The organism is Pseudomonas sp. AN-B15, assembly GCF_019056475.1.
In the GTDB taxonomy this organism is placed as follows: Bacteria; Pseudomonadota; Gammaproteobacteria; order Pseudomonadales; family Pseudomonadaceae; genus Aquipseudomonas; species Aquipseudomonas parakoreensis.
In genome coordinates this window covers 3,140,484-3,162,954 of sequence record NZ_CP049737.1, presented here as the reverse complement: position 1 = coordinate 3,162,954, position 22,471 = coordinate 3,140,484, and the positions used below count along the sequence as shown (strand labels likewise).

17 protein-coding genes are annotated in these 22,471 nt (G+C 59.6%); 5 read left to right on the top strand and 12 right to left on the bottom strand.

The genetic code is table 11. The annotated features are described in order from the left end of the window. Nucleotides 1-154: 154 nt before the first annotated feature. The 4 genes from GTQ41_RS14130 to GTQ41_RS14115 form a co-directional block, all read right to left on the bottom strand. Entirely contained in the window at nucleotides 155-1,060 is a 906-nt protein-coding gene (locus GTQ41_RS14130) for an AraC family transcriptional regulator (RefSeq protein WP_041064319.1), read from the bottom strand. 68 nt (nucleotides 1,061-1,128) lie between these two features. Next, complete coding sequence (locus tag GTQ41_RS14125) at nucleotides 1,129-1,998, bottom strand: phospholipase (RefSeq protein WP_047294613.1); 870 nt, start codon at nucleotides 1,996-1,998, stop codon at nucleotides 1,129-1,131. A gap of 146 nt (nucleotides 1,999-2,144) precedes the next feature. Beyond that, complete coding sequence (locus GTQ41_RS14120) at nucleotides 2,145-3,437, bottom strand: glycosyltransferase (protein WP_047294611.1); 1,293 nt, start codon at nucleotides 3,435-3,437, stop codon at nucleotides 2,145-2,147. An 82-nt stretch (nucleotides 3,438-3,519) separates the two neighbouring features. Further along, nucleotides 3,520-3,882, bottom strand: coding sequence for a response regulator (locus GTQ41_RS14115; RefSeq protein ID WP_047294609.1), 363 nt, complete (start codon nucleotides 3,880-3,882; stop codon nucleotides 3,520-3,522). Between the two features lie 260 nt (nucleotides 3,883-4,142). On the opposite strand from GTQ41_RS14115, the gene GTQ41_RS14110 reads away from it, so the two are divergent. Genes GTQ41_RS14110 through GTQ41_RS14090 form a run of 5 tightly spaced genes read left to right on the top strand, consistent with a single transcriptional unit; the run spans nucleotide 4,143 to nucleotide 10,696 of the window. Then, nucleotides 4,143-7,643, top strand: coding sequence for a response regulator (locus tag GTQ41_RS14110; protein WP_047294608.1), 3,501 nt, complete (start codon nucleotides 4,143-4,145; stop codon nucleotides 7,641-7,643). Next, a complete protein-coding gene (locus tag GTQ41_RS14105; protein WP_041064296.1) occupies nucleotides 7,643-8,476 on the top strand; it encodes a protein-glutamate O-methyltransferase CheR in 834 nt (277 codons plus the stop codon). Before GTQ41_RS14110 ends, GTQ41_RS14105 begins: the two co-directional genes overlap by 1 nt. Next, entirely contained in the window at nucleotides 8,473-9,066 is a 594-nt protein-coding gene (locus GTQ41_RS14100; RefSeq protein ID WP_047294607.1) for a chemotaxis protein CheB, read from the top strand. Before GTQ41_RS14105 ends, GTQ41_RS14100 begins: the two co-directional genes overlap by 4 nt. Beyond that, the gene (locus GTQ41_RS14095) at nucleotides 9,060-10,274 is read left to right on the top strand and encodes a hybrid sensor histidine kinase/response regulator (protein ID WP_041064291.1); all 1,215 of its coding nucleotides are present in this window, start codon (nucleotides 9,060-9,062) and stop codon (nucleotides 10,272-10,274) included. The genes GTQ41_RS14100 and GTQ41_RS14095 overlap by 7 nt, the downstream gene beginning before the upstream one ends. A 44-nt stretch (nucleotides 10,275-10,318) precedes the next feature. After that, complete coding sequence (locus GTQ41_RS14090; protein ID WP_016774860.1) at nucleotides 10,319-10,696, top strand: response regulator; 378 nt, start codon at nucleotides 10,319-10,321, stop codon at nucleotides 10,694-10,696. 114 nt (nucleotides 10,697-10,810) lie between these two features. Here GTQ41_RS14090 and GTQ41_RS14085 read toward each other — a convergent pair whose 3' ends face one another. The 8 genes from GTQ41_RS14085 to GTQ41_RS14050 form a co-directional block, all read right to left on the bottom strand. After that, nucleotides 10,811-12,481 carry an ATP-binding protein gene (locus GTQ41_RS14085; RefSeq protein ID WP_047294605.1) on the bottom strand — a complete coding sequence of 557 codons (1,671 nt, stop codon included), beginning with the start codon at nucleotides 12,479-12,481 and terminating at the stop codon, nucleotides 10,811-10,813. Beyond that, nucleotides 12,478-13,980: an ATPase domain-containing protein gene (locus GTQ41_RS14080; protein WP_047294604.1), complete on the bottom strand. Its 1,503-nt coding sequence runs from the start codon at nucleotides 13,978-13,980 to the stop codon at nucleotides 12,478-12,480. Before GTQ41_RS14080 ends, GTQ41_RS14085 begins: the two co-directional genes overlap by 4 nt. Nucleotides 13,981-14,120: 140 nt before the next feature. Further along, nucleotides 14,121-15,176 carry a tetratricopeptide repeat protein gene (locus tag GTQ41_RS14075; RefSeq protein ID WP_047294601.1) on the bottom strand — a complete coding sequence of 352 codons (1,056 nt, stop codon included), beginning with the start codon at nucleotides 15,174-15,176 and terminating at the stop codon, nucleotides 14,121-14,123. A gap of 258 nt (nucleotides 15,177-15,434) precedes the next feature. Beyond that, the gene (locus GTQ41_RS14070) at nucleotides 15,435-16,856 is read right to left on the bottom strand and encodes an efflux transporter outer membrane subunit (RefSeq protein WP_041064275.1); all 1,422 of its coding nucleotides are present in this window, start codon (nucleotides 16,854-16,856) and stop codon (nucleotides 15,435-15,437) included. Then, nucleotides 16,856-20,044: an efflux RND transporter permease subunit gene (locus GTQ41_RS14065; protein ID WP_047294599.1), complete on the bottom strand. Its 3,189-nt coding sequence runs from the start codon at nucleotides 20,042-20,044 to the stop codon at nucleotides 16,856-16,858. Before GTQ41_RS14065 ends, GTQ41_RS14070 begins: the two co-directional genes overlap by 1 nt. A 15-nt stretch (nucleotides 20,045-20,059) precedes the next feature. Continuing rightward, entirely contained in the window at nucleotides 20,060-21,313 is a 1,254-nt protein-coding gene (gene mexE, locus GTQ41_RS14060) for a multidrug efflux RND transporter periplasmic adaptor subunit MexE (RefSeq protein ID WP_047294597.1), read from the bottom strand. Between the two features lie 273 nt (nucleotides 21,314-21,586). Next, a complete protein-coding gene (locus GTQ41_RS14055; protein ID WP_047294596.1) occupies nucleotides 21,587-22,039 on the bottom strand; it encodes a DUF805 domain-containing protein in 453 nt (150 codons plus the stop codon). 15 nt (nucleotides 22,040-22,054) lie between these two features. Next, nucleotides 22,055-22,402 (bottom strand): DUF4190 domain-containing protein, encoded by a 348-nt coding sequence (locus GTQ41_RS14050; RefSeq protein WP_041064263.1) that lies wholly within the window; start codon nucleotides 22,400-22,402, stop codon nucleotides 22,055-22,057. Nucleotides 22,403-22,471: the final 69 nt, after the last annotated feature.

Below are 22,471 nucleotides of genomic sequence, written 5' to 3'. Positions count from 1 at the left end.
TGCTGATTACAGCCCTCAATCGACAGGCTGACAAATCATCCATCGCACTTGAACCGATACTTTTTTGCACTGGCAAAAAAGATCGCAGCCTGCGACAGCTCCTACAGGGATCGGTGTAGGAGCTGTCGCAGGCTGCGATCTTTTGATGTGGCTATCAAGCGTGATTCTGTTCGGTCAGGCGCTGCACCGCGAGGCGTCGATAGTGTGAAGGCGTCATGCCCTTGAGTTGCTGGAAGCGCCGATTGAAGTTGGAAATATTGTTGAACCCCGACTCGAAACACACCTCGGTCACTGGCTTGTCGCCGTCGGCCAGCAGTTCGCAGGATTTGCTGATGCGCAGGCGATTGACGAACTCGATGAAGTTGCGCCCGGTGGCCTGTTTGAATACGCGACTGAAGTAGGTCGGCTTCATCCCCAGATGCTCGGCGACTTCTTCCAGCGTCAGCTCCCGGGCGTAATGGTCGAAGATGAAATCGACGGCGCGGTTGGTGCGGTCGATGTTGTGCTCGTCGGCCAGTTGCGTGTTGGTGGCGCCGGACAGCAACTGATAGTCGTCTGTCGCCGCCAGCAACTCCATCAGAATGAAAAAATGCCCCAGACGAGTGATCCCGCGCGTATCGGCAATTCGCTGCATCAGCGTCATGGCCTGGCGGATCGTGTCTTTGTCGCGAAACTCGATGCCGTATTGCGCGCGCTCCAGCAGCGGCGCCAGGGTCTTGAGTTCGGCAAACACCTGGTGCCCGCTGTCGAACAACTCATCGGTGAAGTTCACCAGCATGTCGCGCTTTTCCACCACTTCGTCTTCGGCCACCTGGCTGATCCAGTTGTGCGGCAGATTAGGCCCGGTGAGGAACAGTGTTTGCGGATAAAAGTTGCCGATGTAGTCGCCGATGAAGACCTTGCCGGAACTGGCGACGATCAGGTGCAGTTCGTATTCCTTGTGAAAATGCCAGCGCACTAAAGGGCAGGGAAAACCATGCTGACGGTAGATGATGGACAACCCGTTGTGATCGTCCATCAGCTCGTAGGAGGGATCAGTGATTCTGGTAGCCCGAGTCATGTCCGATACGTTCTGTTGTTATGTCCGGATGCTCATCATGCACGCGCGTCACGGACAGTTCCAGCACCTCAACCCCGGGCCTTGACCAGACCTTTGGCATGGTTGATCTGCTGGCAATATTCCGCCAGCCGCGTGGCACCGACGAAATCGGCATTGATAATGCTGCACTTTGGCGCCCAACCCGAGTCCGGGCCAAACCATTGATTGAGTTCGTGGGTGATCCGCTTTACGCCGGCCAGTTCGCCATAGCTGGTGGCCGATAACGACCAGAGGCTGCCGGACGGCGGCGGATTGGCCAGTGTTCGTGTGATGTGTTGCTTGAGTTGCTCGGCAGAGGTGATATCTGAACCGCTCCACTCATGACGGATTTTCGGCCAGTACAGGGGCGACCTGAAATCGGGGTGCGAGTCGCTTGCCAGCACCACTCGCTGTACCGGACTGATCTTTTTAAGTTGTTCAATGGTCAGCTGGCTATTGTTTCTGGGAATAAGCCGCGAACCCAACTCCATGGTGATGACTTCGTGCAAGCCCTTGTAATCGAATAGTTGATTATTGATGCCCTTGAGTTCATGTATGTCCAATACGATGAACTCGTTCGGGTTATCACTGAGGAAGACGTTGAGACTTTTGACAAGTTCGCTCAAGGCACGCCCCCGGAACAGTTTCAAGCCATGAAACGTATGGAATTTCTTGATGCCCAGCCAGTGTTCATCGGCATGCAGGCGCACGTCGAAAGCGCGCACGCCTTCGTTAAGTTGCTGAATGAACGGGCCATCCTGGCAAACAAACCAGTTTTTTGCCGGCTGCAGATACGCCGGATACGAAAAGTCGTAATCCAGCCCGGCGTTATGGGCTCCGGGCCAGACCACTTCGCCCAGGGTCAGTTGGTCGATACCGGGTGCGGACGCCATCCAGTTTTTCAAAGGGTAGTTGCTCATGATGCATTCCGTTGCAGATAAAGTTTTATTCCGACCAGTCACATTGTTTGGTCACTTCGGAAGTTATTCTTTTATGCAAGCGGACAAAAGTACAAGTCAGCACTCTTTGCAAAGTGTTGGTGCTGCGCTTTCTCAGTTTTGGTTTATCAACTTTTCTGGTTTTTGGCTTCGATCCACTGCGCCATGTATTGGGTACTTTTGTGCAAGTGGTGACGCAACATGCTGCCAGTAAAGTTGGCGCGCCGTAATGCTGACAAGTTATCGCGGCAATAGTGCAAGCGAGCGATCAGCGCCGGGCCGTGATCAGCCTGCCGATAGCGCGCGTTCAACAACGCGACGCCGGCCTGCTGTGCGTCAGTCCAGCGCTGTTGGTCTTCGTGCAGAGCGACCGCGGCATCGGCCAGGGCCTGGGCCGACAGCGCCACTTCACCCGGCCATGACAGCGCACCGCACATGCCTTCGGCACCGATGGGCGTGGTGACATTGGGTGTACCGCAGAGCATTGCATCGACGAGCTTGCCCTTGATCCCCGCGCCAAAGCGCAAAGGCGCCAGGCAAACCCGGGCTTGCGACATCACTTGCAGCGCATCTTCTGCCCAGTTCATCACATGAAACCCCTGCGCCGCGTTGTGCAGGGCAGTGGCCTTGGGCGGCGTATAGGCGCCGTAGATATGCAGTTGAGCGCCGGGCAATTGCTGGCGGATCAGCGGCCAGACGGCGGTCTTCATCCACAGCACGGCGTCCCAGTTGGGCGCGTGACGGAAGTTGCCAATACTCAGAAAGTGCGCGCGCTCTTCAAAGGAAATGAACGAACCGCGCGGGGGGTCGAGCATCAGCGGGCACCAGTGCAGCAGTTCGCCAGGGACTTGAAACTGTTCGACCAGCAACTGGATTTCCACTTCGGAAATCATCAGATTCAGATCGCAGCGGTACAACGCGGCGACTTCCCGCTTGGCCAGATCGGTATCGGCCATCAACTCGAACTCTTCGCGCAGCGCCGGCGCGAACAGTGCGCTGAAGTCCTGATTGTCCGGGTCGTCTTTCAAACGTTCCTTGAGCCGTTGGTGGCGGGCGTGGCGCAGGCTCTGCAGGTCGGAAGTCTCCAGCACCCGCAAGGCATCCGGGCATTGCTTCTCGACGCGCCAGCCAAATTGCTCTTCCATCATGAACTGGTCGAACAGCACGATATCCGGCGCCAGTTCACGGATGAAAACATCGAAGCTGCTGTTGTTGAGTTCGATCGGCACCTCACGGATGCCCAGTGCGGTCAGGTCAGCCTTGTGCTCGCCCGGGCCGGCCGGGCTGCTGAAGGTGATGTCCCAGCCTTGCTGCAGGAATGTATCGAGGATCTGCATCACGTGCCCGCTGGCTGCCGAAGAGCGCGGTTCGGGCCAGACGTAACCGATGACCAGAACTTTGGTGGCGGGGGATGCAGTCATTGACAGGTGTTCCTTGCAGGCAGGCGGCTAAAAATGGCGCGCAATTAGACCACATCTGCAGCCGCTGCCGGATCAAGGCCAATCACTGGCCCAGGATGCCCTTGACCTTGTCACGCAATTGATCGATGGAGAACGGTTTGCCGATCACGTGCATGCCGGCAGGTACGTCGATGTTTTCGGCGTAACCGCTGGCGAACAGGACGGGCAGGGTGGCGCGGAGTTCACGTGCCTTGCCGGCCAGTTCACTGCCTGTCATGCCCGGCAGGCCGTAATCGGTCATCATCAAGTCGATACCCTTGCTCTGATCCCCGAGAATATTCAGCGCAGACTCGCCGTCGTCCGCCTCCAGCACCCTGAACTCCAGTTCCTCCAGCACATCGACGATGAGCATGCGTACGATGTCGTCGTCTTCTACTACAAGGATGGTGGGCGCTGGGGTGGACATATGGGTGCTCTCAAAAAAGGAAATCGGAATGGCGACCGGTCGAAAATGCCGGGCTCTTGCATGAGTAAGTGGCGCATGGCCACAAGTTCCCGATTCAACGGAAAAAAGATTAGCTGCTCTTCGCGGCGCAAGGATAACGGTTGGTGCTCGGTAAGCGCAGGAAAATGTAGGAAATTGCTGCCAAAGCAGTCAGAAAAATGGATCCATACGACCGTTTTGGGGCAAACTCCCGGGTTTCGACAGTTCGACAAGGCCGCCCCATGCCCACTCCGTCTTCGATTGATGAAACACGGTTTCGCAAACTCCTGACGCGCAACATCGGATTGCCGCTGGGCGTTGGCGCACTCAGCGCCGTGTTCTTTGTATCCCTGATTACTTATCTGCTGTCGGTGATCCAGTGGGTGGAGCACACCGATCGCGTCATCAATAACGCCAACGAAGCGGTGAAACTCACGGTTGATCTAGAAACCGGCATGCGCGGCTTCCTGCTCAGTGGCGATGAGCATTTCCTCGACCCGTACGAGACCGCCAAGCCGCGGATCAACGTGGCCCTCAACACCTTGCTCGAACTGACCGCCGACAACCCGGTGCAGACCGACCGGTTGCGGCGTCTGCAGGCGTTGCAGGTCGAGTGGGCCAATTACGCGCAGTCGATGATCGATCTGCAGCGCTCCAGCGGTGATTACCGGGGTGCGGTCAAGGCCGGGCGCGGCAAGCGCTTGACCGACGAGATCCGCAAGCAATTCGAAGACGTGATCGACATGGAGCAACAGTTGCGCACCACGCGCAACGAAGAGGTGCGCCGCACCACAATCTGGAGCATCACCCTGTACCTGCTGTTTATCGCCGGGATCAGTGGTTTGCTGGCGTATGTCGGTCGCCGTGATCTGGTTCGTCTGTCTGACAGCTACAGCGCCACTCTCGCCGCGCAACAGGCCAGCGCCGAGCGGCTGGAACGCCAGGCATGGATGCGCAGCGGCCAGACCGAGCTGGCGGAGCAGGTGCTGGGGCAACTGACGCTGAACCTGCTGGGGCGCAATATTCTGCAGTTCTGCGCGCAATACCTCGGCACGGCGGTGGCGGCGCTGTACGTGCGTGAAGAACACGGCGGCCTCAAGCGCGTGGCGTCCTACGGATTCTCCCGCGAGCAGGAAGAAAAGGATCAGCAGATCTACAGCGGCGAAGGCATCGTCGGCCAGGTGGCCCAGCAGGGGCAACTGATTCGTCTGGATTCGGTTCCGGCCGACTACTTCAAGGTCAGCTCCGGCCTGGGCGCGGGCCTGCCGCGCAGTGTGCTGGTGGTGCCGACCAGTGATGACGACCGGGTCAACGGCGTGATCGAGCTGGGCTTCTTGCGTCCGCTCACCGACCGCGATATCGATTTGCTGGAACTGATTGCCGGCAACATCGGCACCTCGATCGAAGCGGCGCGTTATCGCCAGCGTCTGCAGGAAGTGCTGGCCGAAACCCAGCAGCTCAACGAAGAGTTGCAGGTGCAGCAGGAAGAGCTGAAAACCGCCAACGAAGAGCTGGAAGAACAGTCGCGGATTCTCAAGGAATCCCAGGCGCATCTGGAAACCCAGCAAGTCGAGCTGGAACAGACCAACGAGCAGTTGGCCGAACAGGCGCAAACCCTGGCCGAGCAGCGCGACGCCATGGACCAGAAGAACACCGAACTCAATCAGGCTCAGGTGCAGCTTGAAGAGCGCGCCGAGGAGCTGCAGCGCTCGAGCAAGTACAAGTCCGAATTCCTCGCCAACATGTCCCACGAACTGCGCACGCCGCTGAACAGTTCACTGATCCTCGCCAAGCTGCTGGCCGAGAACCCGCAGGACAACCTGACGGCCGAGCAGGTCAAGTTCGCCGAGTCGATCTATTCCGCCGGCAACGATTTGCTGAACCTGATCAACGACATTCTCGACATTTCCAAGGTCGAGGCTGGCAAATTGGAAGTGATCCCGGAAAACACCAGTGTCGCGCGGCTGGCCGACGGCCTGCGCAGCGTGTTCGAGCCGCTGGCGGCGGACAAGCAATTGACCTTCAGCGTCGAGTTGCAGCCGGATGCGCCGATCATGCTGTACACCGACCGCCAGCGCCTGGAGCAGGTGATCAAGAACCTGCTGTCCAACGCCGTGAAGTTCACCGAGCACGGCGCGGTCAGCCTGACCATCGCCGGCCAGCCAGACGAGCGCATTGCCTTCATCGTGCGCGATTCGGGGATCGGTATCGCCGCGGATCAGCAGGAAAGCATCTTCGAAGCGTTCCGCCAGGCTGACGGCACCACCAACCGCAAGTACGGTGGCACCGGTCTTGGTCTGTCGATTTCGCGGGATCTGGCGGCCTTGCTCGGCGGCTCGATCAGCGTCAGCAGCGTGCCGGGGCAGGGCAGCGTGTTCACCCTGGTGTTGCCACAGCAATACAGCGAGCCGTGCGACACACCGTCCGCGCCGTTGTCCTTTACGCCGCCGCCGGTATCGAGTCCGGCCCCGGTGGCGCCGCCGTCGATTGCGGTTTCGCCCATGGCCCCGGTGCACATCCCGCGCTTTGCCGACGACCGTGGCAAGGCACCGTTCGCCACGCGCTGCATTCTGGTGGTGGAGGACGAGCCGAATTTCGCCCACATTCTTTACGATCTGGCCCACGAACTGGGTTACCAGTGCCTGGTGGCTCACGGTGCCGACGAAGGTTACGACCTGGCTCGCGAATTCGTACCGGATGCGATCCTGCTCGACATGCGCCTGCCGGACCATTCCGGGCTGACGGTGCTGCAACGCCTGAAAGAACATGCCGAAACCCGGCACATCCCGGTGCATGTGATCTCGGTCGAGGACCGCGTTGAAGCGGCGATGCACATGGGCGCGATCGGTTATGCGGTCAAGCCGACCACCCGTGAAGAGCTCAAGGACGTGTTCGCCCGTCTCGAAGCCAAGCTGACCCAGAAAGTCAAACGCGTGCTGCTGGTCGAAGATGACGATCTGCAGCGCGAAAGCATTGCCCGCCTGATTGGTGACGATGACATCGAGATCACGGCCGTCGGTCTGGCGCAGGATGCGCTGGAGAGACTGCGTACCACGATCTACGACTGCATGGTGATCGACCTGAAGTTGCCGGACATGCTCGGCAACGATCTGCTCAAGCGCATGTCCACCGAGGACATCTGCTCGTTCCCGCCAGTAATCGTCTACACCGGGCGCAATCTGACCCGCGATGAAGAAGCCGAGCTGCGCAAGTATTCGCGTTCGATCATCATCAAGGGCGCGCGCTCGCCGGAACGCCTGCTGGATGAGGTCACACTCTTTCTGCACAAAGTCGAATCGCAGTTGTCCCATGAACGGCAGAAGATGCTCAAGACCGCCCGCAGTCGCGACAAGGTCTTCGAAGGCCGCAAGGTGTTGCTGGTGGACGACGACGTACGCAACATCTTCGCCCTGACTAGTGCGCTGGAACACAAAGGTGCAGTCGTGGTGATCGGCCGTAATGGTCGCGAAGCGATTGATAAGTTGAATGAAGTCGAGGACATCGATCTGGTGCTGATGGACGTGATGATGCCGGAGATGGATGGCTTTGAAGCCACCATTGAAATCCGCAAGGATCCGCGCTGGCGCAAGCTGCCGATCATTGCGGTGACGGCCAAGGCCATGAAAGACGATCAGGAGCGCTGCCTGCAGGCGGGCGCCAACGATTACCTGGCCAAGCCCATCGACCTGGATCGCCTGTTCTCGTTGATTCGCGTGTGGTTACCGAAGATGGAACGCATTTAGTGGACAGCAGTCACTCCGTGGAGCGCAACAGCGAAATCGAATTACGCTTGTTGATTGAGGCGATCTACCTCAAGTACAGCTACGATTTTCGTGATTACTCGGGCGCTTCGATCAAGCGCCGGGTGCAGCACGCCTTGAGCCAGTTCGAGTGCGCGACGATCTCGGCGTTGCAGGAGAAAGTGCTGCACGATCCGACTGCGTTCATGCAGCTGCTGCAATTGCTGACGATCCCGGTCAGCGAGATGTTTCGCGATCCGTCGCACTTTCTGGCGATCCGCCAGGAAGTGGTGCCGCTGCTGCGGACCTATCCGTCGCTGAAGATCTGGATCGCCGGGTGCAGCACCGGTGAGGAGGTCTATTCGATGGCGATTCTGCTGCGCGAGGAAGGCCTGCTCGAGCGTACGATCATCTACGCCACCGACATCAACCCGCGCTCGCTGGACAAGGCCAAGCAGGGGATTTTCTCAATGGAGAACGTGCGCGCCTACACCGCCAATTATCAGCAGGCCGGCGGCCAGCGCTCCTTCGCCGATTACTACACCGCAGCCTACGGCTACGCGATTTTCGACAAGAGCCTGTGCGAGAACGTGACCTTTGCCGATCACAGCCTGGCGACCGACAGTGTGTTCTCCGAAACTCAATTGATTTCCTGCCGCAACGTACTGATTTACTTCAACAAGAAACTTCAGGACCGTGCCTTCGGTCTGTTTCATGAATCGCTGTGCCACCGTGGCTTTCTGGTGCTGGGCAGCAAGGAAACGCTGGATTTTTCCGGCTACTCGAATCAGTTCGAGCCGCTGGTCAAACAAGAACGGATCTACCGCAAATTATGAACGATGCCTTGGATTTGCCTCGTGTCGAGGCCATCGTGGTCGGCGCTTCGGCTGGTGGGGTCGAGGCCCTGCTGACCCTGCTCGCGCCGCTGCGCCAAGGCTATGTGCTGCCAATCATTGTCGTGTTGCACCTGCCGGAAGAGCGCCGCAGCCAGTTGGCCGAAGTCTTTGCCCGACGGTTGATGCTGCCGGTGGAAGAGGCGACCGACAAACAGGACATCGCTCCCGGTACGGTTTACTTCGCGACACCCGGTTACCACCTGTCGGTTGAGCAGGATCGCAGTCTGTCGCTGAGTCTTGAAGACCGCGTGCACCATTCCCGGCCAGCCATTGACTACCTGTTTGAATCCGCCGCTGATGCTTACGGCGCAACCTTGGCTGCCGTGTTGCTGACCGGTGCCAATCACGATGGTGCTCGCGGTCTGGCGCAAGTCAAACGGCGCGGCGGACTGACCATTGTTCAAGACCCGCAGGACGCGCAGGTCGCCACCATGCCTCTGGCTGCGCTGAAGATTCAGCAGCCTGACCATGTCCTACCCATTCACGGCATCGGCCGTCTGCTTGTCGAGCTGGAACGAATCGCATGCTGAGTAATATCCAGGCCAAATTGCTGATCGTCGACGATCTGCCGGAGAACCTGCTGGCCCTCGAAGCGCTGATCAAGCGCGAGGACCGCACGGTGTATAAGGCGCTGTCGGCGGACGAAGCACTTTCGCTGCTGCTGCAACACGAGTTCGCCATGGCCATCCTCGATGTACAGATGCCGGGCATGAACGGCTTTGAACTCGCCGAGTTGATGCGCGGCACCGAGAAAACCAAAAACATCCCGATCATTTTCGTCAGCGCCGCCGGCCGCGAACTCAATTACGCGTTCAAGGGCTATGAGAGCGGGGCGGTGGACTTCCTGCACAAGCCGCTGGACATTCACGCGGTGAAGAGCAAGGTCAACGTGTTCGTCGACCTGTACCGCCAGAGCAAGGCCATGAAGCAACAGGTCGAAGCCCTGGAGCAGGCGCGCCGCGAGCAGGAAGCGCTGCTGCAACAGTTGCAGAGCACTCAGTTGGAACTGGAGCAGGCGGTGCGTATGCGCGATGACTTCATGTCAATCGTCGCCCACGAAGTCCGCACGCCGCTCAATGGCCTGATACTCGAAACCCAATTGCGCAAGATGCACCTGGCCCGGGACAACGCTGCAGCGTTCACCCTCGACAAGATGCACGCGATGGTCGATCGCGACGAGCGCCAGATCAAAAGCCTGATCCGTCTGATCGAAGACATGCTCGACGTCTCGCGGATTCGTACCGGCAAGTTGTCGATCCGTCCGGAGCGATTCGATCTGGTGCAACTGGTGAGCAACCTGCTGCAGAATTTCGCCCAGCAGATAGAAGCCGCCGAGACCGAAGTGTCGTTCACTGCGTCCGGGCCGGTGGAAGGTTATTGGGACGAGTTCCGCATCGAGCAAGTGGTCTCCAACCTGCTGACCAATGCTCTGCGTTACGGAGGTCGCAGCCCGATCCAGGTGCGGGTGTACCGTGAAGGTGATGAGGCGCGGGTCGAAGTTCAGGACCGCGGCATCGGCATCAGTGAAGAGAATCAGAAACGTATTTTTCAACAGTTCGAACGGGTTTCCGCCAAGACGGTAGTGGCTGGTCTCGGGCTGGGTCTGTTCATTTCCGAGCAGATCGTCGCCGCCCATGGCGGTTCCATCGTCGTCGAGAGTCAAATCAACGAAGGCGCCCTGTTTCGCGTTTGTCTGCCAATCCAGGAAAACGGCATATCCGACGCAACCTCTGAGTGACCGCACGGTCGTATCAGCAGCTATTGACCGAACAAAGGCTTCCCATGAGCGTAGATGCACAAGATGTAGTACTCGTCGTCGAGGACGAACCGGTTATCTTGATGGTGCTGACAGACTACCTGTCGGGGCAGGGTTACCGCGTGTTGCAGGCCGAAAACGGCGAGCAGGCGTTCGAGATTCTCGCGAGCAAACCGCATCTGGACATGCTGATCACTGACTTCCGCCTGCCGGGCGGGATCTCCGGCGTGCAGATCGCCGAGCCGGCAGTCAAGCTGCGTCCGGACCTGAAAGTAATCTTCATCAGCGGCTACCCGCAGGAAATCCGCGAGACCGGCAGCCCGATCACCAGCAAGGCGCCGATCCTGGAAAAACCGTTCGATCTGGACGTGTTGCAGGAAAAGATTCAGGAATTGCTGGCCTGATCAAAAACACTGAAATGCCCCTGTAGGAGCTGCCGCAGGCTGCGATCTTTTGATTTTAAAAAACAAGATCAAAAGATCGCAGCCTGCGGCAGCTCCTACAGGCGTTTTTGGGGGTCAGTTCTTGATCATCTCGCGGACCTTGGCGGTCAGCAGATCAAAGGTGAACGGCTTGGTGATCATCTGCATGCCCGGGTCGAGGAACCCGCCGCGCACAGCGGCGTGCTCGGCATAACCGGTAATGAACAGCACCTTCAGCCCCGGCCGGTACTGCCGACCGATTTCCGCCAGTTGCCGGCCGTTCATGCCCGGCAGGCCGACGTCACTGATCAACAGATCAATGCGCTGCGTCGAGTTGAGGATCGGTAAGGCGCCATCGGCATCGCCGGCTTCGACAAATGCATAACCCAACTCACTGAGCACTGCACTGACCAGCACGCGCACGGCAGGGTCGTCTTCGACGATCAACACCGTCTCGCCGTCCATCGCCTCCGGGGCCTGTTGAACAGCGGACACCGGATGCTCCAGTTCCTCGCCGCGGAAGCGCGGCAGGTACAGTTTGACCGTGGTGCCCTGATCGATTTCGCTGTCGATCGAGACGTGACCACGGGACTGTTTGCTGAAGCCATAGATCATCGACAGGCCCAAACCGGTGCCCTGGCCGATCGGTTTGGTGGTGAAGAATGGGTCGAACGCGCGGTTGATCACGCTCTGTGGCATGCCGCTGCCGTTGTCGGTGACGCTGAGCATGACGTACTCGCCAGGTTCGAGGTTGGTGTAGGCCTCGGTGAACTCCTGTTTAAGGACCTGATTGCTGGTTTCGACCACCAGTTTGCCACCCTCGGGCATCGCATCCCGGGCGTTGAGCACCAGGTTGAGCAGGGCACTTTCCAGTTGATTGGGGTCGGCTTCAGCGACCCACAAATCGTCGTTCAGGCGCATGTCGAGCTGAATGCTTTCGTTGAGGCTGCGTTGCAGCAACTCGCCCATCGACAGCACCAGGGTATTCATCTGCACGGCTTTGGAGTCCAGCGATTGCCGGCGGGAAAATGCCAGCAAACGGTGGGTCAGGCCGGCGGCGCGGTTGGCTGAGGTGACGCCCAGATCGATCAGGCTGTCGAGGTCATCAAGGCGCCCGCGAGCCAGTCGCCGGCGCAGTAATTCAAGGCTGCCGATGATCCCGGTGAGCATGTTGTTGAAGTCGTGAGCAATACCGCCGGTGAGCTGACCGACCGCTTCCATTTTCTGCGACTGGCGCAAGGCTTCCTCGTTGTGGCGAAGCTGGGCGGTGCGTTCCTCGACTTGCTGCTCAAGGGTTTCAAGGGTTGATTGCAGGCGCCGTTCACTTTCACTCAGATCGATCAGGCGATCACGGGCTTCGTACTGTCGTCGTCGCCCGCGCAGGGCGGTGGATACCAGACTGACCAGGGTCGCCGGATGAAACGGACGCTCGAGAAAGGTCACGTTGCCCAATAATTCACTCAGGCGAGAAGACGGGCCTTGTTCGGGGCCGCCGTGGTGCGTCAGCAAGACGATCGGCAGATCCGACCAGGCCGGTTGCTGCTCCAGAAAATGCAGAAGCGTTTCCAGTTCCGGGCCGCGCAACGCTTCGGCGGCAATCAACAAGAGCCCGGCGCCAGGTTCCAGTTCAGCGCACAATGCGCCCAGATCCGGGGTGATGACCCCGCCGTAACCCGCCTCATTGAGGATCATCAGCGCCACTTGGCTGTCGCGGCCCATGGGCGCGAGAATCAGCGCCCGTTCCGGCAGTGAAACGGAGGCTGTCACAAGGCTTCTTCCCGCAACAGCGGATTGCTGGCGCCAAGGTAAGTCGGTACGCCCCGCAACACACCCTGGAACGCTTCCAGCGGTTCGCCAATGGTCATGCCCTGGCCCGAAATGCGGAATTCACGGATGGTCGACTCGTGGTTGCCGGTGCGTTTCTTGATAATGGAAATGGCTCGGCGGACTTTGCCGATGGCTTCGAAGTAGCGCAGCAGGATCACCGTGTCGGCCAGGTAAGTGATATCGACCGGCGCCTGCATGTCGCCGACCAGACCATGTTGGGCAACCGTCATGAATGTCGCCGCACCTTTGCGGTTCAGATACAGCAGCAACTCATGCATGTGCAGCACCAGCGCGTTTTCTTCCGGCATCGCGGCCTGATAGCCGTTGATACTGTCGATCACGACGGTCTTGATGTTGCCCTCATCGACACAGCGACGCACCCGGTGCGAGAACTCGCCGGGGGACAGTTCGGCGGCGTCCACCTGATCGATCAGCAGGTTGCCGGTCGCTTGCAGGGCCTTGAGGTCGATGCCGATATTTTTCATCCGCTCGAAGAGCAGACCCAGCTCTTCATCAAAGATGAACAGCGCTGCCTTTTCACCGCGTGCTACGGCAGCGGCAGCAAAGATCATTGAAATCAGCGATTTGCCGGTACCGGCCGGGCCCAGGATCAATGTGCTGGAACCGGTCTCGATGCCACCACCGAGCAGGGCGTCCATTTCCTTGATGCCGCTGGTCAATTGCAGGCGTGGATAGTCGCCACGGTGTTCGGCAGCGACCAGGCGCGGAAATACATGGACCCCGTCGCCCATGATGGTGAAGTCATGGTAACCGCCACGGTACTTTTGCCCGCGGTACTTGATGATGCGTACGCGGCGGCGCTCGGCGCCGTAATTGGGGGTCAGCTCCTCGAGACGGATGACGCCGTGGGCGACGCTGTGCACGGTCTTGTCGAGGGACTCGGTGGTCAGGTCGTCAAGCAGCAGGACCGTGGCGTCGTAACGCACGAAGTAATGTTTGATCGCCAGAATCTGCCGGCGGTAACGCAGCGAGCTTTGCGCCAGCAGGCGGATCTCCGACAGGCTGTCGAGCACTACACGGGTCGGTTTGAAGCGCTCGACCACCTCGAAAATCTGCTTGGTGGCTTCACCGAGCTCAAGGTCTGAGGAATACAGCAGGCTTTGCTGATGTTCGGCGTTGAGCAGGCTTTCCGGCGGTGTCAGCTCGAAAATCTCGATGTTCTCGTTCAGTTCCCAGCCGTGAGAGGCTGCGCCCTGGCGCAGTTCACGCTCGGTTTCCGACAGTGTGATGTACAGACAGCGTTCGCCGGCACGGGCGCCCGCCAACAGGAAATGCAACGCGACGGTGGTTTTGCCTGTACCGGGTTCACCCTCGAGCAAAAACACATGCCCTCGGGACAGACCACCGGCGAGGATGTCATCCAGGCCAATGATGCCGGTGGCGGCTTTTGCACTGATCAACTCGTTGGACGTAGACAAAGAATGCCCTCTCATGACTAGGGGAATCGAGGCAGCAGGCTGTACCAGCCGTTGTGCTCTACCTGATTACTTGACCGCTGCCGCTCATGACGGTTCCGAGGTTTCGATAGCAAAGTGTCATTGAATCAGCGGCCAACGGCTCAAAGTCCCTGCTGCAGGGCCGGGTCGTCGGGGTTCATCTGCTCCAGTTGCGCCAGCAGAATCTGCACGTTCTGCAACTGTCCGCTTTCCTTCCAGTAATTGATCAACAGCACCCGAGCCTTACGGTCGGCGGGGTGGCGCTGCACGACTTCCTGCAATTGTTTTTGCGCCGCTTCCAGTTCTTCGGCGGCATGCAGGGTGGTGGCGAGGTCGTAGCGGTAATCCTTGTTGTCCGGTTCCAGTTCGACGGCTTTGGACAAGCCGAGCAGGGCGAATTCGCGCTGGCCGTGGTGCAACAGCCACAGGCCCAAGGCGTGTTGCAGATAGGCGGAATCCGGCTGGGCCTGCAGTTGTTTGGCGAGCAACTGGCGCGCGGCGTCGCTCTGACCCTGGCGATCGAGCACATCGATTTGCATCACCAGCGCCGGCAGGTTGCCCGGTTCCAGACGCAGCGTGTTGTCCAGCGCTTGCTGCGCCTGTTTGAGCTCGGCGTTGTGCAGATACAGGCGCGCCAGCTGCGCAAAGGTGGCGGCGCTTTCCGGTTGGCCCTTGAGCACTTGTTCCCAGCCATCGATGGCTTGCTGCAACGGGGCGAAATACAGACCCAGCTCATCTGGCGTCAGACCGAGGAGGGCGTTGATCGCGGCAAAACGCACGTTTTGATCTTCATCGTCGAGCATCGGCCCGAGCAGCAGGCTGCGTTGCCCGCCAGGCACCAGCCCGACCACACTTTGAATCGCTGCCAGCCGGACTTCCGGGGCTTCGTTCTGCAGGTGTGCGTCGGCCAGTTTCAGCGCTTGTGGGCTTGGATAGTTGGGCAGTTCGGCCAGCAGCCAGACGCTGCGCTTGGCCGACAAGTCCGGGCGCCCCAATTGCTGGTACAACTGCCGTGCCGCCCCGGGCTGCCCGGAGCGGGCCGCCGTCAGGGCTTCGCTGTAGCCGCGCTTGATCGCCTCGGGCACTACCGGGGCGGTGGAGCGCAGAGATAACCAGGCAACGACGATGATCAGCACGAGGCCAAGGCTGATGAGCAGGTAGCGGCGGGACTGAGGCATGCGATTTCCGTGAACGGGTGTTCTTTAGCAGAGGGGCAAGCTTCGGTCAGAGAAGGCCATGAGTCAAACCCGTGCTTGCGAATTGACCTGTAGGAGCTGCCGCAGGCTGCGATCTTTTGACTTTGATGTTCAAGATCAAAAGATCGCAGCCTGCGGCAGCTCCTACAGGGGCGGGCACAAAAAAGCCCCGCGACCGAATGATACGCGGGGCAAAAAATTGGTTGGTTGCGGCCAACCAAAGGAGCGCTTTGAAAACCTTTACTTGCTGGCGACGGTTTCTGGCTGCCAGCCACCACCCAGCGCCTTGTAAATCGCCACGATGCCGCGATACAGATCAACCTCGGCCTGGGCCTGACTGTCTTCGGCGTTCAGCCGTTCACGCTGGGCGTCGAGCAGCACGAGGAAGTCGGTGGTGCCTTCGCGGTAGCGGATTTCAGCCAGGTCGGCAGCCTTGCGGCTCGATTCACTCTGACGAATCAGCGAGATCAACCGTTGCTGACGCTTGCCGTAATCGCTGAAGGCGTTTTCCGATTCTTCCAGCGCCAGCAACACTTGCTGCTCGTAGGTGGCGAGTGCGCCTTCGGCATCGGCATCGGCGCCACGCAAGCGGGCGCGCACGCTACCCAGATCGAACGCCGCCCAAGTAATGCTCGGGCCGAGTGCCCAGGCGTTGGCCGCCGAGGAGCCGATCTGCGAACCACGCCCGGCCGTCCAGCCCAGGAACCCGCTGAGGCTGACCCGTGGAAACAGGTCGGCTTTCGCTACGCCGATCCGCGCGGTGGCCGAGGCCAGTTTGCGTTCGGCGCTGAGGATGTCCGGACGGCGTTGCAGCAGCTCACCCGGATCGCCGATCGGCAAAGCCTTGGCAATTGCCGGCAAGTCTTTCGGGCTCAAGTCCACGGTCATTTTGTCCGGACGCTCACCCAAAAGGGTGGCGATGCGGTTTTTCTGCCGAACCTGTTCCGCCTGCAGTTGCGGCACGCTGGCTTCGACCGAGGCCAGACGCGCATCGGCACGTTCGACGTCGAGCTGATCACCGACGCCGGCGTCACGCAGGCTGATGGTGATCTTGCGCGACTCCTGCTGGTTTTCCAGGTTGGCCACGGCGATTTTCTCGCGCAGTTGCGCACCGCGCAGTTGACCGTAGGCGTCGACCAGTTCGGCAATCATCGTGACTTGCAGTTGATACAGATCGGCTTCGGCCGCCTGCTGGTCGGCGTCGCTGGCTTCCAGATTGCGCTGGATCCGGCCGAACAGATCAAGCTCCCAAGCCATGTCCAGGCCCAGATCGTAGCGCTCGCTGTTGACCCGCTTGGTGGTCTGGCCGGGAATTTGTCCCTTGGCCAGATCACTGCTGGCGCGGCTGGTGATGGTCGGCATCGCATCGTTGCTGACGTCGTCGCGGATCGCCCGGGCGGCTTTCCAGCGGGCGAACGCCACGCGCAGTTGACGGTTGCCTTGCAGCGATTGCGTCACCAACTGGTTGAGGGTCGGATCGTCGAATTGCTGCCACCAGATGCCTTCGAATTTCGAACGGTCAAAGTTCTTTTGCCCGGCGGCGCCATCGGTGGCGGCCGTGATATTGGCCGCCTCCGTGGCTGGGGTCTTGTAGTCGGGGCCGACGGCACAGGCGCTCAGCGCCAGCACCAGAAGACTCGGCAGGAAGACTTTCAGACTCATTATTGCGCCTCCAGTGGCTTTTGAAGAGCGTGCGCTCTGGCCGCTTTGCGGGCTTCCCCGCGTTCGACAAAGTTACGGATCAACACGTAGAACACTGGCGTCAGCAACAGACCGAAGAAGGTCACCCCGAGCATCCCGGAGAACACGGCCACACCCATGGCGTGACGCATCTCGGCACCGGCACCGCTGGAGAACACCAGTGGCACCACACCCATGATGAACGCGAACGAAGTCATCAGGATCGGCCGCAGACGCAGACGGCAGGCTTCCAGTACCGCAGCCAGCGGGTCGAGGCCTTCCAGCTGTTTGTCCTTGGCGAATTCGACGATCAGAATCGCGTTCTTACAGGCCAGGCCCACCAATACGATCAAACCGATCTGGGTAAAGATGTTGTTGTCGCCGCCGGAGACAATCACCCCGGTGATGGCCGACAGCAGGGTCATCGGTACGATCAGGATCACCGCCAGTGGCAGGCTCCAGCTTTCGTATTGAGCGGCGAGCACCAGGAACGCCAGCAATACGCAGAGCGGGAACACGAACAGCGCGGTGTTGCCGGACAGAATCTGCTGATAGGTCAGGTCGGTCCACTCGTAGGTCATGCCGTTTGGCAGTTCATCCTTGAGCAGTTTTTCGATGGCTTTTTCGGCCTGGCCGGAGCTGTAGCCAGGGGCTGCCGCACCGTTGATTTCAGCGGTGATAAAGCCGTTGTAGTGCATCACGCGATCCGGGCCCGAGGTGTCGCTGACCTTGATGAAGGTCGCCAGCGGGATCATTTCGCCCTTGTTGTTACGCACTTTCAGCTGACCGATCTGATCAGATTCGAGGCGGAACTGCTGTTCAGCCTGAACGTTGACCTGATAGGTGCGCCCGAAGCGGTTGAAGTCGTTGGCATACAGCGAACCCAGGTAGATCTGCAGGGTGTCGAAGATGTCGCTGACGGCCACGCCGTGGGTCTTGGCCTTTTCGCGGTCGATGGCGGCATCGACTTGCGGCACGTTCACGGTGTAGCTGGTGAACAGTCCAGCCAGTTCCGGCACGTTGTGGCTCTTGGCGATGATGTTCATGGTTTCCTTGTACAGCTCGTCGTAGCCCAGGTTGCCCCGGTCTTCGATTTGCAGGCGGAAACCACCAATGGTGCCCAGGCCTTGTACCGGCGGTGGCGGGAAGATCGCCATGTACGCTTCCTGAATGTTCGCGTACTGACCGTTCAAGGCCCCGGCGATGGCACCGGCGGACATGCTCGGGTCTTTACGTTCGTCGAACGGTTTCAGGGTCACGAACACGATGCCGGCGTTCGGGCTATTGGTGAAGCCGTTGATCGACAGGCCCGGGAACGCTACGGCGCTTTCCACGCCAGGCTGTTTCAGCGCCAGGTCGGACATGCGCTTGATCACGTCTTCGGTACGATCCAGGCTCGCGGCGTCCGGCAGTTGCGCGAAGGCCACCAGGTATTGCTTGTCCTGGCCGGGCACGAAACCGGTCGGCGTGCTGGAGAAACCGAAGAACGTCAGCACCATCAGGCCTGCATACAGCAGCAGAGCGATGCCGCTGCTGCGGATCACGCGGCGCACCGTGCCGACATAGCCATGGCTGGCCTTGTCAAAGAAACGGTTGAACGGACGGAATAGCCAGCCACCGAAGATCCTGTCGAGAATCCTGGAAAAGCGGTCTTTCGGCGCGTCATGCCCTTTGAGCAACACGGCGGCCAGCGCGGGCGACAGCGTCAGCGAGTTGAACGCCGAGATCACGGTCGAGATCGCAATGGTCAGCGCGAACTGCTTGTAGAACTGACCGGTGAGGCCGGAGATGAATGCCGCCGGAACGAACACTGCACACAGCACCAGTGCGGTCGCGATGATCGGGCCGGTCACTTCGCCCATGGCCTTTTTGGTCGCATCGAACGGGTTGAGCCCCAGTTCAATGTTGCGCTCGACGTTCTCCACCACCACGATGGCGTCGTCCACCACGATACCGATCGCCAGCACCAGGCCGAACAGCGACAGGGCGTTGAGCGAGAAGCCGAACAGGTGCATGACCGCAAACGTACCGATCAACGACACCGGCACCGCCACCAATGGAATGATCGAGGCGCGCCAGGTCTGCAGGAACAGAATCACGACCAGCACCACGAGGATCAGCGCTTCGAAGAGGGTGTGAACCACCGCCTCGATCGAGCCGCGCACGAAGATCGTCGGGTCATAGACGATGCTGTAGTCCATGCCTTGCGGGAAGCCTTTCTTCAGCTCTTCCATCTTGCCGCGAACTTCGTTCGAAATATCGATGGCGTTGGAGCCTGGACGCTGGAAGATCGGGATTGCTACCGCTGGCTGGTTGTTCAGCAACGAACGCAGGGCGTACTGGCTGGAACCCAACTCGACGCGGGCGATGTCCTTGAGACGAGTGATCTCACCGTTGTCGCCTGCGCGAATGATGATGTTCTCGAACTCTTCTTCAGTGACCAGACGGCCCTGAGTGTTGACCGACAACTGGAAGCTCTGGGCATTCGGCGCAGGTGGCGCACCGAGCTGACCGGCAGCGACCTGACGGTTCTGCTCACGAATCGCCGTCACCACGTCGGTGGCGGTCAGGTTGCGCGAAGCGGTCTTGTTCGGATCGAGCCAGACCCGCAGCGAGTAATCGCCCATGCCGAACAGTTGCACGTCACCGACACCGCCCAGACGCGCCAGCTCATCCTTGATGTTGAGGATCGCGTAGTTGGACAGGTAGAGCATGTCGTAGCGTTTGTCCGGCGAGGTCAAGTGCACAACCATGGTCAGATCGGGCGAGGCCTTGTCGACGGTGATACCAATGCGCGTCACTTCCTCGGGAAGTTTCGGCTCGGTACGGGTCACCCGGTTCTGCACCTGTACCTGCGCGTTGTCCAGGTCGGTACCCAGAGCGAAGGTGATGGTCAGGGTGATCTTGCCGTCAGCGGTGGATTGCGAGGACATGTACAGCATGTTCTCGACGCCGGTGATGGCCTGCTCCAGCGGAGCGGCCACGGTTTCACCGATGACTTTGGGGTTGGCACCCGGGAAGTTGGCACGTACCACCACGGTCGGTGGCACGACTTCCGGGTATTCGCTGATCGGCAGCTGGAACAGCGAGATCGCACCGGCGATCAGGATCAACAGCGAGAGCACCGCTGCGAAGATCGGCCGTGAAATGAAGAATTGGGAAAAATTCATCGGAGTTGTCGTCCCTTAACCGCGTGGGGTCGTAGCGGCCAGCTTCACAGCCGTACCCTGTGCACCTTTGGCAGGTGCGACTTTGGGCAGGTTGCTGGCTTCCAGCGCTTGACGTTGTTGAGCCAGAGCGGCAAGGGTCTGCTCGCTGGCCATCGGGATCACTTCAGGCGTCACCGGCGAACCCGGACGTACCCGCTGCAGGCCCTTGACGATAATCGTGTCGTCCTTGTTCAGACCGGTGCGCACGATGCGCAGGCCTTCGATCTTCGGCCCCAGTTCAACGGCGCGATAAGCGGTTTTGTTGTCCGCATCCATCACCAGCACGAACTTCTTGCCGAGGTCGGTACCGACCGCTTCGTCGTTGATCAGCATGGCGTTGTAGGTGCCGCTGCCGACCAGTTTCAGCCGTGCGTACAGGCCCGGGGTGTAGGTGCCGTCGCTGTTGTCGAACACCGCGCGACCACGGATGGTGCCGGTTTTCGGATTGACCTGGTTGTCGACGAAGTTCATCTGACCGAGGTGCGGGTTGCCGTCTTCATTGGACAGGCCCATGTACACCGGCGTGGTGGCGCCACGTTGGCCGTTGCGGGCGAGTTGGGTGTATTTGAGGAACACACGCTCGTCGGCGTCGAAGTAGGCGTAGACCTTGTCAGTGGAAACCACGCTGGTCAGCGGTGTGGTGTCGGCGGTCACCAGGTTGCCGGCGGTGATCTCGGCACGGCTGACGCGGCCGCTGATTGGCGCGGTGACGCGGGTGAAACTCAGGTTCAGTTTGGCCAGATCCAGTTGCGCTTGCAGGGCGCCGACGGCGGCGCGGGCCTCTTGTGCGGCACTGGTGCGAGAGTCGGCCAGTTCAGCAGAGATCGCGTTGCTGGCGCGCAGACGTTCGCCGCGACCGGCTTCGTTTTCACTGCGGGTGGCATTGGCGCGCGCCTGGGCTACCAACGCTTCGAGACGGCGAACTTCTGCCTGGAAAGGACGCGGATCGATCTGGAACAGCAGGTCACCTTTCTTGACCAGCGCGCCTTCGGTGAACGCCACCTCGTCGATCTGGCCGGAAACCCGCGGACGAATTTCAACGGTTTCCGGCGCTTCGAGGCGCCCGGTGAATTCGTCCCACTCGTTGACCGGTTGTTCCAGCACCTTGGCCACGCTGACTTTGGCAGCGGGCATGGTGGCGGCAGTCTCCGGAGTCTTGCCGCAAGCGCTCATCACCAGCACGGCCAACATGGCCAAGGGGAAGCGCAAATGTTTGAGTGACTGTTCCATGGAATCATCCGCCAATGTATTGAAGATGGGCGGATGATGCTCGGCGGGCTGTGATGGCACGAATCGAATGAAGCAAAGGTAACTATCATTCGGAATGATATAAGAGCGATTCGAGCCCTCTAGCATGCACCTTTCGTTAGGGTGCTATCAATTGGTTTGATGACAAATGTGTGTTGCGCCGCCAGTAAAAATCCAGTGGCGGCTTCAGGATCAGAATGCACAAACAAAGAGACGGCCATGAAGGCCGTCTCGTTCAACGTGTTGCGAAGTGACTCAGTTGTTGCCTTTGCGGTTCGGCCCGAAACGGTTCGGACCTGGCTGGCTGTCTTGCACCAGGAACACCAGGTTGACGATCGGCAGCAGCAACCACCAGCCGCTACGGTCAGTGTCGTGCATACGGCGCGCGCCCACTGCGATGCTCGGCAGCAACATCGCCAGGCTGTATAGGTTGTAGAGCACGCCCTTGGTGTTGAGCATGGCGTCGAGAACGCCCATGACAATGCAGATACCCATGTTGATCAGCACAAACATCCAGTACTCGCGGCGGGTGGCGCGGCCTTTGAATTCGGCGTAATTCTTCAGCGCTTCCACGTAAGGATTGCCCGTGGTGATGGCGGGGCCGCTTGCATAGGACGGTTGAGCGGCCTGAGGTGCACCGCACTGTGGGCATGCCACGGCCAGGCTACTAATTTCCTTGGCGCAACCACGGCAGAAAACCAAGCTCATATTTTTTCCCTAAAATTATTCAATCGATAGACAGGACAAAACGAACGCGGCAAGGCCAGACAAAACGATGCCGGCGATCGCGAGGTTTCTTCCTGGGTGTTTTTGGTTGATACAGACGATGCCGCAAGTGAGGCCCGCAAGGCTGAGGATGCCCACACCGACAATCGCATCCCTGTCCCATTCGGAATCATCAAATAGGTTGAGTGCGCTGATAATCCCGAGGATCAATGAAACGATGGCCAGCCAGGGTGTTTCGGCTTGCGTTTGCGGCACGGAGGCCTGTTGGGGCGCCCCGCATTGGGGGCAGGTGAGCGCCGTTTCGTGTAGCTCCTTGGCGCAAGCACGACAATAGACCATTGCCATCGTTTTCCTTAACTGAGTGCAAATGCCCGATCCTCCAGCGGTCGGGGCGGCGGTAAGTTAAACTTTATT

What these genes read in the sequence shown, in the direction of transcription:
- GTQ41_RS14130 (WP_041064319.1), bottom strand. Translation starts at nt 1,060, where the DNA reads ATGACTCGGGCTACCAGAATCACTGATCCCTCCTACGAGCTGATGGAC.
- GTQ41_RS14125 (WP_047294613.1), bottom strand. Translation starts at nt 1,998, where the DNA reads ATGAGCAACTACCCTTTGAAAAACTGGATGGCGTCCGCACCCGGTATC.
- GTQ41_RS14120 (WP_047294611.1), bottom strand. Translation starts at nt 3,437, where the DNA reads ATGACTGCATCCCCCGCCACCAAAGTTCTGGTCATCGGTTACGTCTGG.
- GTQ41_RS14115 (WP_047294609.1), bottom strand. Translation starts at nt 3,882, where the DNA reads ATGTCCACCCCAGCGCCCACCATCCTTGTAGTAGAAGACGACGACATC.
- GTQ41_RS14110 (WP_047294608.1), top strand. Translation starts at nt 4,143, where the DNA reads ATGCCCACTCCGTCTTCGATTGATGAAACACGGTTTCGCAAACTCCTG.
- GTQ41_RS14100 (WP_047294607.1), top strand. Translation starts at nt 8,473, where the DNA reads ATGAACGATGCCTTGGATTTGCCTCGTGTCGAGGCCATCGTGGTCGGC.
- GTQ41_RS14095 (WP_041064291.1), top strand. Translation starts at nt 9,060, where the DNA reads ATGCTGAGTAATATCCAGGCCAAATTGCTGATCGTCGACGATCTGCCG.
- GTQ41_RS14090 (WP_016774860.1), top strand. Translation starts at nt 10,319, where the DNA reads ATGAGCGTAGATGCACAAGATGTAGTACTCGTCGTCGAGGACGAACCG.
- GTQ41_RS14075 (WP_047294601.1), bottom strand. Translation starts at nt 15,176, where the DNA reads ATGCCTCAGTCCCGCCGCTACCTGCTCATCAGCCTTGGCCTCGTGCTG.
- GTQ41_RS14070 (WP_041064275.1), bottom strand. Translation starts at nt 16,856, where the DNA reads ATGAGTCTGAAAGTCTTCCTGCCGAGTCTTCTGGTGCTGGCGCTGAGC.
- GTQ41_RS14065 (WP_047294599.1), bottom strand. Translation starts at nt 20,044, where the DNA reads ATGAATTTTTCCCAATTCTTCATTTCACGGCCGATCTTCGCAGCGGTG.
- mexE (WP_047294597.1), bottom strand. Translation starts at nt 21,313, where the DNA reads ATGGAACAGTCACTCAAACATTTGCGCTTCCCCTTGGCCATGTTGGCC.
- GTQ41_RS14055 (WP_047294596.1), bottom strand. Translation starts at nt 22,039, where the DNA reads ATGAGCTTGGTTTTCTGCCGTGGTTGCGCCAAGGAAATTAGTAGCCTG.
- GTQ41_RS14050 (WP_041064263.1), bottom strand. Translation starts at nt 22,402, where the DNA reads ATGGCAATGGTCTATTGTCGTGCTTGCGCCAAGGAGCTACACGAAACG.